Source organism: Anaeromicropila populeti (assembly GCF_900112775.1).
Lineage (GTDB): Bacteria > Bacillota > Clostridia > Lachnospirales > Lachnospiraceae > Anaeromicropila_A > Anaeromicropila_A populeti.
The window spans coordinates 91,549-109,882 of sequence record NZ_FOYZ01000003.1 but is presented as its reverse complement, the minus strand read 5'-3'; the positions used below and the strand labels follow the sequence as shown (position 1 = coordinate 109,882).

15 protein-coding genes are annotated in these 18,334 nt (G+C 33.1%); 14 read left to right on the top strand and 1 reads right to left on the bottom strand.

The genetic code is table 11. From position 1 onward, the window contains the following. The first annotated feature begins 13 nt into the window (after positions 1 to 13). The 13 genes from BM305_RS04655 to BM305_RS04595 all read left to right on the top strand — a co-directional run bounded on the left by BM305_RS04655 (position 14) and on the right by BM305_RS04595 (position 16,367). Positions 14 to 1,714 (top strand): S8 family peptidase, encoded by a 1,701-nt coding sequence (locus tag BM305_RS04655; protein ID WP_177214548.1) that lies wholly within the window; start codon positions 14 to 16, stop codon positions 1,712 to 1,714. Between the two features lie 47 nt (positions 1,715 to 1,761). Further along, complete coding sequence (locus tag BM305_RS04650; RefSeq protein WP_092559542.1) at positions 1,762 to 2,589, top strand: nucleotidyltransferase domain-containing protein; 828 nt, start codon at positions 1,762 to 1,764, stop codon at positions 2,587 to 2,589. A gap of 252 nt (positions 2,590 to 2,841) precedes the next feature. Further along, a complete protein-coding gene (locus BM305_RS04645) occupies positions 2,842 to 3,999 on the top strand; it encodes a hypothetical protein (protein WP_092559541.1) in 1,158 nt (385 codons plus the stop codon). A gap of 112 nt (positions 4,000 to 4,111) precedes the next feature. Beyond that, the gene (locus BM305_RS04640; protein WP_207649457.1) at positions 4,112 to 5,464 is read left to right on the top strand and encodes a radical SAM protein; all 1,353 of its coding nucleotides are present in this window, start codon (positions 4,112 to 4,114) and stop codon (positions 5,462 to 5,464) included. Positions 5,465 to 5,490: 26 nt separating this feature from the next. Next, positions 5,491 to 5,733 (top strand): phosphopantetheine-binding protein, encoded by a 243-nt coding sequence (locus tag BM305_RS04635; RefSeq protein WP_092559539.1) that lies wholly within the window; start codon positions 5,491 to 5,493, stop codon positions 5,731 to 5,733. 258 nt (positions 5,734 to 5,991) lie between these two features. Next, positions 5,992 to 7,005 (top strand): radical SAM protein, encoded by a 1,014-nt coding sequence (locus tag BM305_RS04630; RefSeq protein ID WP_092559538.1) that lies wholly within the window; start codon positions 5,992 to 5,994, stop codon positions 7,003 to 7,005. Then, a complete protein-coding gene (locus BM305_RS04625) occupies positions 7,002 to 8,765 on the top strand; it encodes an ABC transporter ATP-binding protein (RefSeq protein WP_092559537.1) in 1,764 nt (587 codons plus the stop codon). Before BM305_RS04630 ends, BM305_RS04625 begins: the two co-directional genes overlap by 4 nt. Before the next feature lie 16 nt (positions 8,766 to 8,781). Further along, a complete protein-coding gene (locus tag BM305_RS04620; protein ID WP_177214546.1) occupies positions 8,782 to 10,563 on the top strand; it encodes a S8 family peptidase in 1,782 nt (593 codons plus the stop codon). Positions 10,564 to 10,599: 36 nt separating this feature from the next. Continuing rightward, on the top strand, positions 10,600 to 11,412 hold the full coding sequence (locus tag BM305_RS04615; protein ID WP_092559535.1) for a sugar phosphate isomerase/epimerase family protein: 813 nt from the start codon (positions 10,600 to 10,602) through the stop codon (positions 11,410 to 11,412). Further along, positions 11,405 to 12,121: a ThuA domain-containing protein gene (locus tag BM305_RS04610; RefSeq protein ID WP_092559534.1), complete on the top strand. Its 717-nt coding sequence runs from the start codon at positions 11,405 to 11,407 to the stop codon at positions 12,119 to 12,121. The genes BM305_RS04615 and BM305_RS04610 overlap by 8 nt, the downstream gene beginning before the upstream one ends. A 122-nt stretch (positions 12,122 to 12,243) precedes the next feature. Continuing rightward, on the top strand, positions 12,244 to 12,672 hold the full coding sequence (locus BM305_RS04605; RefSeq protein WP_092559533.1) for a MarR family winged helix-turn-helix transcriptional regulator: 429 nt from the start codon (positions 12,244 to 12,246) through the stop codon (positions 12,670 to 12,672). A gap of 87 nt (positions 12,673 to 12,759) precedes the next feature. Continuing rightward, positions 12,760 to 14,520: an ABC transporter ATP-binding protein gene (locus BM305_RS04600; RefSeq protein WP_092559532.1), complete on the top strand. Its 1,761-nt coding sequence runs from the start codon at positions 12,760 to 12,762 to the stop codon at positions 14,518 to 14,520. Further along, on the top strand, positions 14,517 to 16,367 hold the full coding sequence (locus BM305_RS04595) for an ABC transporter ATP-binding protein (protein ID WP_092559531.1): 1,851 nt from the start codon (positions 14,517 to 14,519) through the stop codon (positions 16,365 to 16,367). The genes BM305_RS04600 and BM305_RS04595 overlap by 4 nt, the downstream gene beginning before the upstream one ends. 51 nt (positions 16,368 to 16,418) lie before the next feature. Here the strand turns inward: BM305_RS04595 and BM305_RS04590 are convergent, their stop codons facing one another. Continuing rightward, entirely contained in the window at positions 16,419 to 17,357 is a 939-nt protein-coding gene (locus BM305_RS04590; RefSeq protein ID WP_092559530.1) for a DMT family transporter, read from the bottom strand. Between the two features lie 541 nt (positions 17,358 to 17,898). Here BM305_RS04590 and BM305_RS04585 point away from each other — a divergent pair. Further along, positions 17,899 to 18,318 (top strand): hypothetical protein, encoded by a 420-nt coding sequence (locus tag BM305_RS04585; RefSeq protein WP_092559529.1) that lies wholly within the window; start codon positions 17,899 to 17,901, stop codon positions 18,316 to 18,318. Positions 18,319 to 18,334: the final 16 nt, after the last annotated feature.

The following is an 18,334-nucleotide window of genomic DNA, read 5'->3' as shown; positions in this document are numbered from 1 at the left end:
AATGAGGAAACCCATGGAGAGAAAGGAAAACCCAAGAGCTGTAAGTGAGGATTATGCAGACTTAATTGTTTATTACTTGAATAATCCGAAAATATTAAATCAGTATGGGGATGCTGCTGTTCAATATATAAATGAAGCTTTTGCTATTGTTCATATCCCAATAGCTGAAATGACGAAGGAAGCGGTACGTACCTTTAGCTATAATGCAATACCAAAATTATACGGTTTAACAAGTGAAGAAAGTCTAGGTATTTCTGGTGTAACTAAGTTAAGATCCATACAAAAATTTAATTTACGTGGAAATGGAGTAATAATTGGAATTATTGATACAGGTATTGATTATACCAATCCGGTATTTATAAAACAAGATGGTACTACTAAGATAATATCTATATGGGATCAAACCCTTACCACTGGAGCAGCTCCAGTGGGTGCAGAGTTTGGTACAGAATACAATTCTGAGCAAATTAATCAGGCTCTAAAGTTAGAAAATCCATATGAATTAGTTCCAAGCAAAGATAAAATCGGTCATGGAACCATGCTGGCTGGTGTGGCAGCAGGTAATGAAGTTCCACAATATGGTTTTAGTGGAGTGGTTCCAGAAAGTGATTTGGTGATTGTAAAATTAAGACAAGCAAAAAAATACTTGAGAGATTTTTTTATCGTTCCCAATGACATTCCTTGTTATCAAGAAAATCATATTATGTGGGGTGTACAGTACTGTACTCAGATAGCTAGAAATCTTAACAGGCCAATTGTTATTCTAACTGGCATGGGAACGTCCCAAGGAAGCCACTCAGGATACGAGCCTTTGCCAGTACTTACATCAATTATTGGGGATTTTCCAGATACTGTAGTCGTCTTGCCCGCTGGCAATGAAGGGAATCTAAAACGGCATTTTCATGGTAGTATAAATGATTCCACAGACTATGCAACAGTGGAACTTCATGTTGGAAATGAGGATAAAGGCTTTTCTATGGAGTTATGGGGAAATGCATATGGAACCTATAGTATTGATATTTTGTCTCCAAGTGGTGAATTTATCTCTAATCTTCCAATAAGCATACAATTGAATCGAGAAATATCGTTTATTTTTGAACAGACTATCATATATTTAGATGCTCAGCTTACCCAGACTCCCACGGGAGAACCATTAATTTTAATGCGTTTCAGCAATGTTACATCTGGTATTTGGAGGTTTAATGTATACGACCAAAGTGGGCTGCCTGGTGATTTTGATATATGGCTTCCTATGGGGAATATGATTACTATAGATACATACTTTGTGGTTGCAGATAATGATATTACGTTACTGGCATCAGGAGCAGCAGTGGTTCCCATCGTTATGACAGCGTATGATCCGAAAAATAATACGCTTTATCTGAATGCTGGCAGAGGGTACAGCAGAGATAATACGATAAAACCTGAATTAGCAGCACCTGGTGTAAATTATATAGCACCAAATTTGAATCAGAAATTTTCTCTTTACACAGGCAGCAGTGTTGCAGCAGCACATACTGCTGGCATAGCAGCTATGATATTGGAATGGGGAGTCATAAGAAAAAATGATTTTGCTTTAGATTCCATTAAAGTTAAAAATTATCTGATTCGTGGCTCTGTGAAATTGCCTGAATTAACGTATCCCAATAGGGATTGGGGCTATGGAATTATAAATATTTTTCAAGTATATGATATATTTAAATTAAGATTATAGTATTGTTCATGCAAGTGATAAAAGTAGTTATAAGGAGGAAGGATAAAATGTTAAAGGAACTTCAATGTACTAATGAACAAGTGATTGCTGTTATGAAGGAAAAACAGGGCGTTTTGGGGGCGTGGAATTTTGGCTCTGCATCTCATGGAATGTCGGATGAGTATTCAGATATTGACATTATATTTCTAGTGGATTCGGAGGAATTTTGTGTGGTAGATGAGAGTCTTACAAAAATAATGGAAACTATATGTGATAATGTGATTGTCTGCTGGCCAGAAAATTTTAATAGTGATTCCATAAAAAATTATGGGTTTCTTTTAAGAAAAAATGAGCAGATTTTTCAATACGATGTTTTTCTAATAAATAATGGAAAACTAGATGATTTTATGTGTAAAATTCATTACACTGGTTTACAGGCAAAGGATATTATTTTTGAGAGAGAGAGCTGTCTGCAAAAACTGATCCAAAAAGCTCCTGAAGGTGAACTATGGAATGATAATCTTCATAATATAATACAAACATACTGGTTTCATGTCTTTATGACAAAAAAATATTTTGCAAGGAAGGACTTTTTCAAAATGAATGGGGTGTTAAGAATATTAATGGATACACATACGTCTCTTTTGCTGACTGGATTGGATAAAATTAAATGGGGAGGCAGTGCCAACAAACTTCATTTTATAGAGGAAGAAAAACAAAAACATTTAATGAAGTATGGTTGTATTGAGGATTTTGCAGTCATGAAAAGAAATTTACTGCAATCTATGACGTGGTTTGAAGAAGACGTGAATGAAATATGTGATAAAGATGAGGCAGCATTTAATAATAAATTAATGTCATTTATAAAAGAAAGTTGGATACATCAAGCAGAATGAAAATGGGAGAGAAATTAATTTAAGTTTAGATTGAAAAAGTATGATTATTGTGGTAAAATTATGAAAAAGAAGGTTGTTTAATGTAAAACACTTTTATAGTTACACTGTTATAAAAACGGTTTGGTATTGAATAGATACTGAAAATAATAAATACATCATAACAGAACGACGGCATTTCCAATAGATACAATATATCTATAGAAATGCCTTATTTTTATTCATGATGTAGTAGATGAAGGAGAGGAAATACAAATGCTGCCTAAAATGGAGAAAGAAGAAAAAAGCAAAACAAGAAATATTTTGAAGTTGTCAGATCCATTAATCTGTGCATGGCCAGATCATAGTTTTCTAACGTCTTTGATTTTAAATATGAATACAGGTTATGACTGGATCATGAATATGTATGTTCAGACATATGGTTCTTATTTTAAAGTTGGAGATTATGTAGAAGAGACAAAACTGGATCATTATCCGTTTGCAAACCAAAATATAAAAGCTGGTATGACCGATGTATGCCCTTTTGTAAATCGGTATTTAATACCAAGGGATGATATCATTCGTACAAAATATAGAGTTCTTTTTGATTTTGTAAAAGAATTTATTGATAAAGAATATTACATAACGATAACGTTAGATCGGATTTCACTAATAGGAATACGAATACATACATTTACAAAAGAAGAATACGACGGTCCTCCTTATTTTTTACATGCTGTCAATATTTATGGCTACGATTTGGAAAAAGGTGTTGTATATTGTACAGATAACTTTGAAAAGGGGAGATATATAAGTAAAGAGATCCGAATTGAAGATTTAAATTATTCCTTTTCAGAGGTGCCATTGCCAGATTTTATAAGTGAATTTGAACAGCAGGTAAAAGTATATAGAAATTACCCCTATTGTGAATGGAAATTTGATAAGGTTTTATTAATTGGATTACTAAAAGATTATCTAGAGCCGAGAAAAAATATTGATTATTTATATAACTTTGTAATTACTCCATTTAAAGATACTACTAATATTGGTAAATTCGGTATCGAAAGTTACGACTTGTTAGTTACGTATTTGCAGGAGTTTATTGACGGAAAGAGAAGTTTCTTAAATGTAAAAGATTCATTTATTGATAAGAGGGCTTTTAGCTATTTAAAAGATCACAAAAGGCTTATGAGGCTGAGGGTTGAATACTTAATGAAAAATGAAATGATTGAGAAAGATGATAATTTTTTAAACCAGTTTATAGAATTGGAAAAAAAGGCTGATATTTTACTTAACTTATGTATCAAGGCTGACTTGGCAAAAAGTAAAAAGTATGTAGAAAAAACACTTTTAGCTTTAGATAATTTTCGTAATCAAGATGAAAGGCTTATAAGGGAATTGTTGGATAAATTAAAGGAAAACAAAAAAATGTAGGAAATGTATAAAATATCCTTTACAATAATGTACAAAAATGTTACAATATATTTAAAAATACAATTAAGTGTAAAAATAAAGGAAAAATTGCTTGATAAAATAAATAAAGGGTGTGAGAGTGAAATTGTCAGAGAGTGAATATAAAAAGTCGAAATTTACGATGTGTTTAAAAAATGAACAGGGGCAGTTAATATTATTTAACAGCTATACTGGATATGACAGTTTGTGTAAGATAGATAAGGATTACGCTGATACTTTTGCAGAGTTATTTAACAATTATAAAATAAATAATTTGGATAAATCTTTTATACATACTTTAGAAGACAAAGGTCATATAGTTTCTGCTATGGAAGATGAGCAGATAAAATTGAAAGAGATTTATATGGATACGATTCATCAAAAAACGTTGCATTTAATTATTTTACCAACAGAAAAGTGTAATTTTAAATGTAAATACTGTTATGAGTCGTTTGTCAATGGGAGAATGAAAGAAGATGTAATGGACAAGATTATTTCGTTTGTAGATCATAAAATGAAAAAGCTTGAACGTTTAAGTGTTTCTTGGTTTGGAGGAGAACCCCTATTGGAGATGGGGGTCATTGAAAAACTTTCAGAAGCGTTTATTAAAATATGTAGTAAATATAAAAAAATATATAGTGCGGAAATTACGACGAATGGATATTTGTTAAATTTAAATACGTTTAAGAGGTTATATGCTCTTAAAGTTTTAACATATCAAATCACAATTGACGGAATGGGTTCAGTACATAATATACAAAGACCTTTGTTAGACGGAAGCCCCACATTTGATAAGATTATAGGGAATCTAAAGGACATAAAGGAAAATGTGAAATCAAGATTTTTTAGTGTTATTATTCGTACAAATTGCTCTCGCAATATAATGAATAGCATAAGAGATTATTTTACATATATAGAATCTGCTTTTGGAAATGATAAAAGATTTCAAATACTCCTAAGACCAGTAATGGATTGGGGGGGAGATAGAGTCGCAGAAATGTCTGAAGGTATGATTGAGATGAACGATCTTGGTACTGGGTATGACACATTAAGCCAATTTGATTTAGGTATAGAAGTTTATAAAAATTTCTTCAATCGGGGAGCACAGGTATGCTATGCAGGAAAATGTAATCAATATTGCTTTAACAGTGTAGGAGAAATATTCAAATGTACTTGTGATTTAGATGGATTACATGACTCCAAAATTGGCTGTATTATGAGCGAAAAAGAAATAAATTCTTATCAATATCAGTTATGGTTGTCTGAATTCAGATATAAAAATAACCAGTGTGATAGTTGTTTTTATTCTCCAATCTGCTTAATGGATTGGTGTCCAAGTAAGCGAATACATAAGGAGAAAAATAATTTATGTCCAATTGACTTTTATTCTTTTAATCATTTAATAAGATTATTCGATAAAAAAGGGCTAATTAAGCAAATAGTTTAAAAAGCGAATAAACATAGGGGGTTGCAATGGATAAATTGGTAAAGGAAGCATTAGATGAAGTTGGTATTATAATTCCATCTGAATTATTTGAAGGAAGCGATGATTTTGACTTAAAAGATTATATACAAGATTCATTAGAATTTATTTCAGTGATATTAAAAATCGAAGAAAAATTAGGAATTGAAATACCAGAAGAAATATTAAGTTTTGATGAAATCACTTCATTCCATGGTTTTTGTGAAGCACTTTCAGCTATTGAAAATGAATAGTAAGGGTTGTATGCAGATTGTAATATGGAATTTTATTCCAATTACATAAATATTATAAAGGAGGTAACTAGTATGAAAAAATTAACATCTAAAAGAAAAGTTAAAAAAGTTGTAACTTTATACAACAATGAATCTTGTACAACTAATGTATTTTGCTAATTAGGGTACATAGAAGATTAGAAAACGCAAATCACTTTCCATTTAGGTGATTTGCGTTTTTATCCTTGAAAAGATTTATAGGAAAGGAAGAATTGAATAATGAATGATATACATTTTTTTAGTCGGAATGGATATTTACCAGTTCCTAAAATACTTCAATTAGAGATTACTACAGTTTGTCCTTTAAAGTGTCCTCAATGTTATAAAAGTCTAAATCCAAAACATATTCAGATGAATACATTAACCAATATTCTGAATGAGGCAAAGAATGCAGGTGTTAAAAGTATTATGCTAAATGGGGGTGAACCAGCCGTACATCCTGATTTTATAAAAATTGTTAAAATGATAAGCCAGGAGTATGGAATGAATGCATATTGTTTTTTGAGTGGATACAATATGACAGAGAAATATGCAAATGAACTGAACTCAGATGGTGTCTTTGTTACTTTCTCATTAAATGGCTCTTGTGAAGAGGTAAATGGATTATCAAGAGACGGTTTTCAATATTCTATTAATGCGCTGCAACTATTTAATAAATTACATATACCATGTGGAATTAACTGGGTTGCAAGAAAAGATAATGTATTTGATTTTCCAGAACTAGTTCAATTAGCAAAACGTCTTCAGGTAAAATGGATTAATATTATTCGGAATAAAATAGTGAATGATTCCATTCAAGCCGACTTGCAGACAGATGAATATGAGTATTTGGCAAAATTAATAAAAGAATATAGAAATGAAATAGAGATACGTATTGAAGGATGTAATTCCATTTTAACATATTTTATTGGAGATAGGGCAGGAGATTTATTTAATGGCTGTCAGGCAGGAAGAATTGCAATGTTTGCAGATATAGATGGTGATTTTATGCCGTGCTCTCATTTATACTACAAGGAAAAGGCTGAGAGTTTATTGGATTATTGGAATCATTCAGAGGCTTTAAAAAGACTGAGAGAATCGAATAAGGTTGAAAAATGTGAGGGGTGTATAAAAGCAAAAAATTGTTATTTTTGCAAAGCAGGTGCAAAAGAAACGCATGATAATTTTTTTGCGCCATATGAAGAATGTGCCTATAAAAATTTTGTGCAACAGAAATGGGTGGAAAATAAGTGAAAAATATAAAAGATTTTTTTCAAATTATTTTGACGTATAATAAAAAGTTTATGATAGTCATGGTAATAAATGTTGTATTAAGTGCGTTAGTTCCATTTCCGTATATTATATTATCAAAAATACTATTTGACATGCTACAGGATGGTCAATCCTATGAAGATTATGTGAAAATAATTTCACTTTTGGTGTTCCTTAATATTGGTATAAAATTTTTATATGAAAAAATAGATGCCTATACGGAGGTAAAAGGGCAGCAGCTAATGTTTCAACTCAATTGTTTATTTAATCAGAAAACACTATTGATAGATTATGAGATGCTGCTTAATCCTAAATTTCTAGAAGAACGAGAGTTAGCTAAGAAAGTAATTACAGGTTCTAATTTTATTGATATTATCAGAGGTGTAAAACGAGTGGTGTCCAATGTTTTGATTATAATGGGAATTATTTTTATTATTATTCAAGTTGGAATATATATTATACTACCGATTATTTTGGTAATAGTCATTAATACATATATTAATTCAGGTGCAAAAAAAGCAGAGTATACAAATAGTGTAGAATCTGTTCCTTATATGCGGAAAATTGAGTATTTGCAGACGGTTTGCAGCGACTTTAGTTTTGTTAAAGAAGTTCGAATTCATAACTGTAAAGAACTGATAAATGATAAATATACGAAGTTAACAGCCATAACTTTTTCATATATAAAAAAAATTATTTATCTACAAAAAAAGGCACTGCAATTAGGCAGTATTACAAATGGTATCCAAGATTTTATTATTTATAGCATTTTGGGATATAAGACTATTATAGCTAAGGTTTTGACAATTGGAGATTTTAGTATGTTTTTTAATGCAGTAAATCAGTTTAAAACATCAGTTTTGGAAATTATGTCGGCATTTATTGATATGAAGATTAATAGTTTATCAATTGGTCATTTTTTGTCTTATATGAACACAGAAGAAAAAATGAAAGGGGAATATCAAATAAACAATACTAATCTATCATCAATAACAATTGAATTTAAAGATGTTTCTTTTCGATATCCCGGTGCAGATACATATGCGTTGAGAAATATAAACTGTACAATGAATGGACAAGATAAGATTTTAATAGTAGGAGAAAATGGAGCTGGAAAAAGTACATTTATTAATTTATTACTTCGTCTATATGCTCCAACTGAGGGAGTAATTGAATTGAATGGCATTAATATTAATACAATTCAATATGATCAGTATTTAAAGTTATTTGGTGTTATGTTTCAGGATCATAAAATTTTTGCTTTTGATGTAGAAGAGAATATAGCGTTTGGTGAAAATGTAGACACTACCCGGATTAATCAATTACTAGAAAAAGTGGGCATGCAGACTAAAATTGAAACATTGCCACAAGGTACAAAAACAATTATTTCTAAATTATACGATGTGTCTGGTACGGATTTTTCTGGTGGCGAAAAGCAGAAAATTGCCATCGCACGGACATTATATCGAAATGCTAAAATTATTGTGTTAGATGAACCAACATCTGCGTTGGATCCTCTCGCTGAATATGAGATTTACTGTAATTTTAATGAGCTTACAAAAAATAAAATGTCTTTTTTCATTTCTCACAGACTTGCCAGTAATAAGTTTTCTACTAGAATTATGGTGTTTCAAGAGGGGCAGATTGTGGAGGATGGAACACACAAAGAACTTATAGATAAAAAGGGGCTCTATCAGAGTATGTTTGAAAGGCAGTCGGAATTTTATATGGAAAATGATTGAATACGGAGGAATTATAATGTGGAAGGTAGCAATTATAGATACGGGAGTCAGGGGGAATCATCCAGCATTTCAAAACCATAGATTGGATGGACTGACAATACAAAACGGATGTTTGAATGAAGATTTTGAGGATAACTATGGACATGGTACAGCTATCTATAATATAATTAGTAAAGAGGCAAAAGAAGGTACACAAATCATTAATATTAAAGTAAAAAGCATAGAAGATGGTGTTGACGTAAATGAAATTATTGAAGCACTAAAGTATGTTGAAACATTAGGTGTGAATCTTGTAAATATGAGTCTTGGAAGTACAGTTTGTGATAATATAACAGAATTTCAGCAGGTGTGTAAAAAGTTAAGAGACAGTCAAATTATCCTTGTTTCAGCATTCTCTAATGACGGTTCTATTTCTTTTCCAGCAGCTTTTGAAGAAGTAATCGGAGTTTCTGGAGATGATCGGATAGTTAATGCATCCGATTATAAAGTAGTGGATGATACCATTATAAATGTATTGGGGAAGGCAGGAATGCAGCGTCTTGCTTGGGCAAAACCAGACTATATGATACTTGGTGGAAGCAGCTTCGCCTGTGCTCATGTGACAGCTAGGATAACACATTTAGTAGAACCAGGTGCTGAATTTCATGAAATACAAAAGGTTCTTTATCAAAATGCAATTGAAGTAATTACAGTTAGAAAGCAAGAACCAATACAAAATTTGTTTGACATGAAAAGAGCTGTGGTGTTCCCTTTTTCAAAAGAGATACATAGTTTACTCCGATTTCAGGAACTGCTGAATTTTGAGGTAATAGATGTATATGATATTAAGTATTCTGGAAAAATTGGTGCAGGTGTAAAGTATTTACTCAGCGGTGAAAAATGTGAGGATGATTTGTATGTGAAGAATATAGAGAAGATAGAATGGGATTCATTTGATACACTCATATTAGGACACTTAGATCGTTATAGTGAAAGAATGAAATTTGATAGTTTTTTAGATAAGATAATGATGATGGTAAAGAAAAATAATATAAATGTATTTTCCTGCGATGACCTATCTAGGTATGAATTAGAGAAGGGTCATTATTATCATCCTAAGATTGAAAAGAGGAATGTTCCTGTTAACAGACAAGGAAAGCTCTATAGATATACTAAGCCAGTTGTAGGGATTTTTGGGACCAGTTCTAAACAAGGTAAATTTACATTGCAGCTGATGATTAGAAAAAAGCTGCTGGATTTAGGATATCAGATTGGGCAGATTGGGACGGAACCTACGGCATTATTATATGGTATGGATTATGTATTTCCTATGGGTTATCAGTCTTCAGTTAAAATAAATGATTATGAAGTGGTACAATATTTAAATGAATGTATTCATCGACTATGCAGCAAGGAAACGGATTTGATATTAGTAGGATCACAATCAGGAACGATCCCTTATGATGCAGGTAATTTATCTCATTGTATGTTTCAACAGCATAGCTTTCTTTCTGCTACCATGCCAGAAGTAGTCATATTATGCATAAATGTCTATGACGATTTTGATTATATTGAAAGAACAATTAAATACATTGAATCCTATGCAGATAGTAAAGTGCTCTCATTAGTGGTTTTTCCAATGAAAATAAAAAATAATTGGATGGGTATTTATGGAAATAAAGAAAAAATTACAGAAGAAGAATATAAGAATATAAAAAGTATATTGCAACAAAGATTTCATAGAACAGTATATAGTATTAATTACGAAGAAGAAGTTGATTTACTAGTTGAGGAACTAATTAATTATTTTGGCGAATAAAAAATATCAGTTTCTTTATAAGCAAGGGGAGGACATATGCAATTAGCAGTATTTTACCATCACATTAAAGAAGCAGCCTTGCAGACTGGGCTAAGTGAATTAGAAGTTTTGCGACAAGCAAAAGCATTTGGAATCACACAGCTGGAGTTTGATGTAAATGATTTGAAGAACGAGGGAAACGTGATTGGATTGCTAGAAGAGTCAGGTTTTAGTGTTTCTTCTATTTATGGTTTTTATGACTTTGGAAAAAAACAGGATGGCGCAGAGGGATTTGAGCTGATTGATAAGGCAGTTACATTCGGCAGTAAGAACATTATGATTATACCAGGCTTTTACGAAAGCAGATTGCCTGAGGGGCGAGAGGCAGAAGAGAAGCGCATGGTGTTGGAGATGGCGAAAATGTGTGATTATGCAGGTGAAAAGGGCATTACTCCCACAATAGAAGATTTTGATGATGATAAGAGTCCTATCGCCACAGCAGAACAGATGAAGCGAATGACGGAAGTATTAAATAATTTAAAAATTACTTTTGATACTGGTAATTTTATATATTCGGCACAGTCAGAGGTGGACGCATATGATATTTTAAAAGGGAAAATCGTACATGTTCATTGTAAGGACAGAGCGTTAAAGGGTACTATATATAAAGTTACAACAGATAACAAAAAAATATACCCGGCTGTTGTTGGCAGCGGGTGTATCGCTATGGAGATTATTCTAAAAAAATTAAAAGCCGATGGATACGAGGGAACATTAACAATAGAACATTTTGATGCTTCTGACTATTTGGCCTATATGAAGCAATCTGCTGAATGGCTGATTCGGACATGGAGGAACTGCAATGATTAGAGTAACCATTTGGAATGAATTTATCCACGAAAGAGAAAATGAGAAGATAAAAGAGATCTATCCACAGGGAATACATGGATGCATTAAATCATTTCTGGAGAGAAACGAAGATATGGAAATAACTTGTCGAACTCTTGACATGCCTAATCAGGGATTGGAGGAAGACATTTTAAGAAAAACGGATGTGTTGATTTGGTGGAGTCATATAAAGCAGGAAGAACTAACGGATGAAAATGCAAGGCGCGTGCAAAAATACGTGCAGAGGGGTATGGGGTTCATTGGTCTTCATTCTGCTCATTTTTCAAAAGTTCTTAAGGCTTTGCTCGGTACTTCCATGACCCTTAAATGGCGCCATGGAGATAAAGAAAGACTGTGGTGTATTAACAAGATCCATCCAATTGCAAAGGGAATTCCAGAGTGTATCACTTTGCCAAAAGAAGAAATGTATGGGGAATATTTTGATATACCAGCTCCCGATGACATTATTTTTTTGGGATGGTTTTCTGGAGGCGAAGTTTTCCGAAGTGGTGTTACCTTTCATAGTGGATATGGGAAAATTTTTTATTTTCAGCCAGGACATGAAGAATACCCGATTTATCACATAGACGAGATACAAAGAATCATTATCAACGCTGTGTACTGGGCATATCAAGAAAACAAAAGTATGGAAGAGCTGGAGTGTACGGCTGTTGAAAAACCAATGGAATGACCTGATACTTGAATAGTTTAATGTGTTTATAAGTAAAAATGTTAGTTAGGTATTGACAAAGTAACTAACAGGGTATATAGTTAACTGTGTTAGGTAATATTTTTATTGCAAGAAGGTGAAAAATGGATTATAAAGCATTAGCACAAGAGTACATGGAAGTCATGTATCAGATGCGTAGGCAAAATACTCAGAAGCATATTAATGAATCATTGCATGGAGAAAGTTTTGTACTCTTTTATATCTCAAAACACGATGGTCATGTGATTCCAAGTGATATTAGTAATGAAATGGGGATTACATCAGCCAGAATAGCAGCTACTCTTAACAGTTTGGAAAGAAAAGGACTAATTTCCAGAAGAATTGATATTGAGGATCGCAGAAGAATTTTAATCGATTTGACGGACGAAGGCAGGGTGCAGGCAGATAAGCAATATGAGATGATTATGAACATGACGACTAATTTGCTTCATTATTTGGGAGAAGAGGATTCTGTAAATTTTATAAGAATTATGAAAAAGCTATCTGAAAAAAGTCCAGAAGATTTTATGTAATATGCAGTCATATGATGTGGCTGCATATAATATCTCAAATACCTAACACTGTTAGTATGTAATATTATTAATTAAAGGAGGAATCATATGATTCAGTTATTAAAACGTCTAAAAGCCAAAGAATGGATACAAGTATTTGTCAGTCTGATATTTATCATAACTCAGGTATGGCTGGATTTAAAACTTCCAGATTATATGTCTGAAATTACAAAATTAACACAGACGCCTGGAAGTGAGATGTCAGATATATGGTTAGCAGGCGGAAAAATGATGTTGTGCGCCCTTGGCAGCCTTGTATCGGCCGTGGTAGTAGGTTTTTTTGCAGCCAGAATAGCAGCTTCTTTTTCACAGAGGCTTAGAAGCCTTCTTTTTTCAAAAGTAGATTCTTTTTCAATGGAAGAAATGAACCGGTTTTCAACGGACAGTCTAATAACACGTTCTACAAATGATATTACCCAGGTGCAGATGTTAATTACTATGGGATTACAGATGTTAATTAAAGCACCTATCATGGTAGTGTGGGCAATGACAAAAATTGCAGGGAAAGGATTTGAGTGGTCTGTAGCAACAGGAGTAACAGTAGGAATTATGGTTATCGTGATTGGTCTGATTATGATTTTTGTGATGCCTAAGTTCAGAAAAATGCAGGAATTAACAGATAATCTGAACCGAGTAACAAGAGAGAATCTTACGGGATTACGTGTAGTCAGAGCATACAATGCAGAACCGTATCAAGAAGAAAAATTTGAAAATGCAAATGAAGAATTAACTGCTACCCAGTTGTACACAAATCGTGGAATGGCTATCATGATGCCTATGATGACGGCATTAATGAGTGGCTTATCTTTGGCAATTTATTGGATTGGAGCTTACCTTATAGATGAAGCAGATGTCATGGAACGTTTGACACTATTTTCTGACATGGTTGTATTTTCTTCCTATGCCATTCAGATAATTATGTCATTTATGATGTTGGTAATGATTTTTGTTTTGTTGCCAAGAGCTGCTGTCTCTGCAAGACGAATCAATGAAGTACTAGAAACAGAACCAACAATTATGGATGGAACTAGCAAAGAGGGCAAAAAGGGAATAGAAGGTCAGGTTGAATTTCGAAATGTCAGCTTCAAATATCCAGGGGCTTCCGATTATGTTCTGGAGGATATCAGTTTTTCTGCTAAAAAAGGGGAAACAGTCGCGTTTATTGGTTCCACTGGCAGCGGTAAAAGTACATTAATCAACTTAATTCCGAGATTTTATGATGTGACAGAGGGTGATGTCTTAGTAGATGGAATTAGCGTTAAGGAGTATAAACAGGAAGTTCTGCATAATAAGATTGGATATGTTCCCCAGAAAGCAGTGTTATTTCGGGGAACAGTAAATAGTAATGTAAGTTATGGTGATAACGGAAAGAATAAGCCTTTACAGGAAGATATTAAGTATGCAGTTAAAATTGCACAGGGAAGTGATTTCGTAGAGAAAATGGTAATGCAATATGAATCTGAAATATCTCAGGGAGGAACGAATATATCAGGAGGACAGAAGCAGCGCCTTGCCATTGCTCGTGCTGTCTGCCGGAAACCAGAACTGTATATTTTTGATGATAGTTTTTCTGCATTGGATTATAAAACAGATCGAGTACTTCGTTCCATGTTGAAAAAGGAAACGGCTGGAGTTACCAGTTTGATAGTCGCACAGCGAATTGGTACTATTATAGATGCGGATCAGATTATTGTTCTTGATGAAGGAAGGGTAGTAGGTAAAGGAACTCATAAAGAGTTGCTGAAGACCTGTGGTGTTTATAAAGAAATCGCAATGTCACAATTAAGTGAGGAGGAATTAATAGTATGAGTGAGCAGAGAATGAAACAAAATTCCCAGGGTGGGCCAATGGGAAGAGGACCTATGAGCGGAACAGTAGAAAAGCCGAAAAATTTTAAATCAACCATGGTAAAGCTATTAGAATATTGTGAGAAGTATTTACCAGTTATAGTAATTTCCTTGCTTGCGGCAACAGCAGGAACGGTATTACAAATTATCGGTCCAGACAAATTAAAAGATTTAACCAATGAAATTATGAAAGCTCTTCCAGCAATGATTAATGGTAAGCCAGTACTTGGTAGTATTGATATGGATGCGGTATCTAAAATTGCATGGACATTGACTAGCTTTTATGGCATCTCACTGCTTTTAAATTATGTGCAGAGTTTGATTATGGCTACCGTAACCCAGATTATTTCTAAGAAAATGCGCACCAGTATATCCGTAAAAATGAACCGGCTTCCGCTAAAATATTTTGACTCAACTAGTATCGGAGATGTATTAAGCCGGGTAACCAATGATGTGGATACAATTGGGCAGACATTGAATCAAAGCGTTGGGACATTGATCACATCTGTTACAATGCTGATAGGCTCTCTTATTATGATGTTTTACAATAGCTGGATTTTAGCATTGACAGCTGTAGGTGCCAGCATAATTGGTTTTGGAGTAATGATGTTTATCATGAAAAGCTCACAGAAATATTTTAAGGAACAGCAAATAGAATTAGGTCATATCAATGGGCATATTGAAGAGGTTTATACAGGACATAATGTTGTAAAGGTTTATAATGGAAGCAGAGAAGCCAAAGAAATCTTTGAAAAAAGTAATGCCAGTTTATATAGCAGTGCATGGAAATCACAATTTTTGTCTGGTTTAATGATGCCACTTATGAGTTTTGTTGGGAATCTGGGGTATTTAGCAGTCTGTGTTGTTGGAGCAGCACTTGCCATGGATGGAAAAATCACGTTTGGAGTTATTGTGGCATTTATGATGTACATCCGTTTATTTACGCAACCGCTGTCACAAATTGCACAGGCAATGAATAACTTGCAAAGAACAGCAGCGGCAAGTGAACGTGTTTTTGAATTTTTAGACGAAGAGGAAATGGAGAATGAGTCAGGGAAACACAACAAACTTGTGGATGTTAAGGGAAATGTAGAATTTAAGAATGTAAAATTTGGATATACGCCAGATAAGCCAGTTATTCGTGATTTTTCAGCCAAAATAAGCGCAGGACAGAAGATAGCAATTGTTGGACCAACAGGAGCAGGAAAAACAACTATGGTAAATCTGCTGATGAGATTTTATGAACTGGATGCAGGAGAAATCTGTATTGATGGTATGCCAATTCACCAGGTGCCAAGAGAAAATGTTCACGCACAGTTTAGTATGGTATTACAAGATACCTGGTTGTTTGAGGGAACGATTCGTGATAATATAATTTACAGTAAGCAGGGAGTTACGGAAGAGGAAGTAGTAAAAGCATGTAAGACCGTTGGGCTGCATCATTTTATTAAGACTTTACCAAAAGGCTATGATACGATGCTAAATGATAAGGCAAGTCTTTCAGAAGGACAAAAACAGCTTATTACCATAGCAAGAGCGATGATACAAAATGCACCATTACTTATACTAGATGAAGCAACCAGTTCGGTTGATACACGTACGGAACGTATAGTGCAGGCGGCAATGGATCAGCTGACGGTGGGAAGAACCTCATTTGTAATCGCCCACAGACTGTCAACTATAAAAAATGCAGACCTTATACTGGTAATGAAGGATGGTGATATAATCGAAAGTGGAAATCATGACGAGTTGCTTGCTAGAAAAGGTTTTTATGCAGAACTATATAATAGCCAATTTGAGGCAGCATAAATAGATATAGAAGGATAATGAGTAAAGGAACATCTCCTATAATAAAAATAATTAGGAGATGTTTTTTCTGTTCCTATATTCTATCTTACTATTTACGATTATAATTCCCAGGCATACAAGAAACAGTGCAGGCACAATTATAATGCCTACGTCTTGTTTTTCCTGTAAAAAAATAGTTGAAAGTAAAAATCCAAACATTGGATTTGAGAATCCAAAAATGGATACTTTTGAAATAGGATTGTATTTTAATAATATACTCCATATGGTGTAAGCGGCAGCAGAAACAAATGCAAGATATATTAAAATAAATAGTGCCGGTGCAGATGGGATTATAATTCTGCCCCCCATTATGTAGCCTGTAATCATAAGCAAGAATCCACCTGTCATAAACTGATAACCACTTAAAAGCACGGGATTATTATTTGCAGATAAATGTTTCATGATAACAGAAGAAAAGGCGCAGGCTATTGTTGAAAATAAAATAAAACCATCTCCATGAAAATTAAATGAAAAAACTCCATTTCCAAGATTGGCTAAAAAAACTCCAATAAAACCAATTAGACACCCCATAACTTTTGTAATTGTTAGTTTTTCCATACGGAAAAGTAATGCAGATATCAAAACAGAAAAGAAGACGTTCATTGCCACAATAATGGAGGCCTTGCTGCCAGTTGTATTGGCAAGTCCAATATAGAAAAATGTATATTGCAAAAATGTCTGAACACAGGCCAAAAGAGAGATTTTGTAAAAGGTTTTAATTCCAACAGGCATAATTATTTTTCTGTTCACAATGGAACCAGTTAGGATAACGAATATTCCTGCCAGAGTAAAACGGATTCCAGCAAATAAAAGCTGTGAATTAGTAGAAGCTTTTGAAATGCTGAAGAGTTTATATCCTATTTTAACGGCAGGAAATGCACTTCCCCACAGAAAACAGCTCAGTAAAGCTAGTACAACAACTACTGGAGTCTTGGTAAGATATTTCTTCATATGTAAACCTTCCTTTGTTTAATGTCTTATGAAGGTATTATATCTGAGTTGTGAAATAAATGAAATACTTTTGATAAATTATCTTATCAAGACTTTTCTATATGCTATTTTAACTTTATGAAAAACTAAAGGTAGGTTTTCCTTGAGCGACCCATTTATAACCACTAGATAAACCATAATCTGTTAGTTTATATTTGGTGTATACTGTGATTTTGCTGCTATTACGAGATGCTGAATTAAGTTTTTTTAAGTATGTCTTTAATGTTGCAGAGTAGTCTTTTAAAAGTTGTTTATATAAAGCAACGGTAATTGCCCCATAACTACCAGCTAATTTTTTTGCTAATTTGCTAATTACTTTTGAAGTATGACTGCTTGTAATTGTGTCAATTTGACCTATAATGTGATTTAATGAAAATAGAATAAAACAAATTGAAAATAATGTCAATAAATATAATATTAAGAATTTATTAAGGAATATTAGTGTTGACATAAATTAATAATAGTTATATAATGGCAAAAAATATTAAATTAGGAGGTAAATATGAAAAAGAAGTTAATTATTTGTATGTTAATGGTGATGTTTTGCTGTGTAGGGGTTAATGCAACAATTGTAAGTGCTAGAACAAGTAAGCCTACTGCAACAAAAGACATGAATGAAAGTTCAGCAAACAAATTTACGTTGAATTTTGATGCTGGTGAAACATTGTATAGTAATTTTAAATACTTGCCGTTTACTTATTCAAAAGGTACATATATTGAGCTTCGTATGAGTAATACAGATGAAGCATGTATAAAAGTGACACTTTATGATGATAGTGCAGGGAAAACCGTTACTACAATATATACCAGTGATGAAGATTATGATAATGAATTTAGAGGATTAAATCCAAAACATAAGTATTATTTTATTTTTAAAAATTGCAGCAAATATGATTGTGAAGTATACTGCCGAGTATTTTAGTGTAGAATTTTTCAGT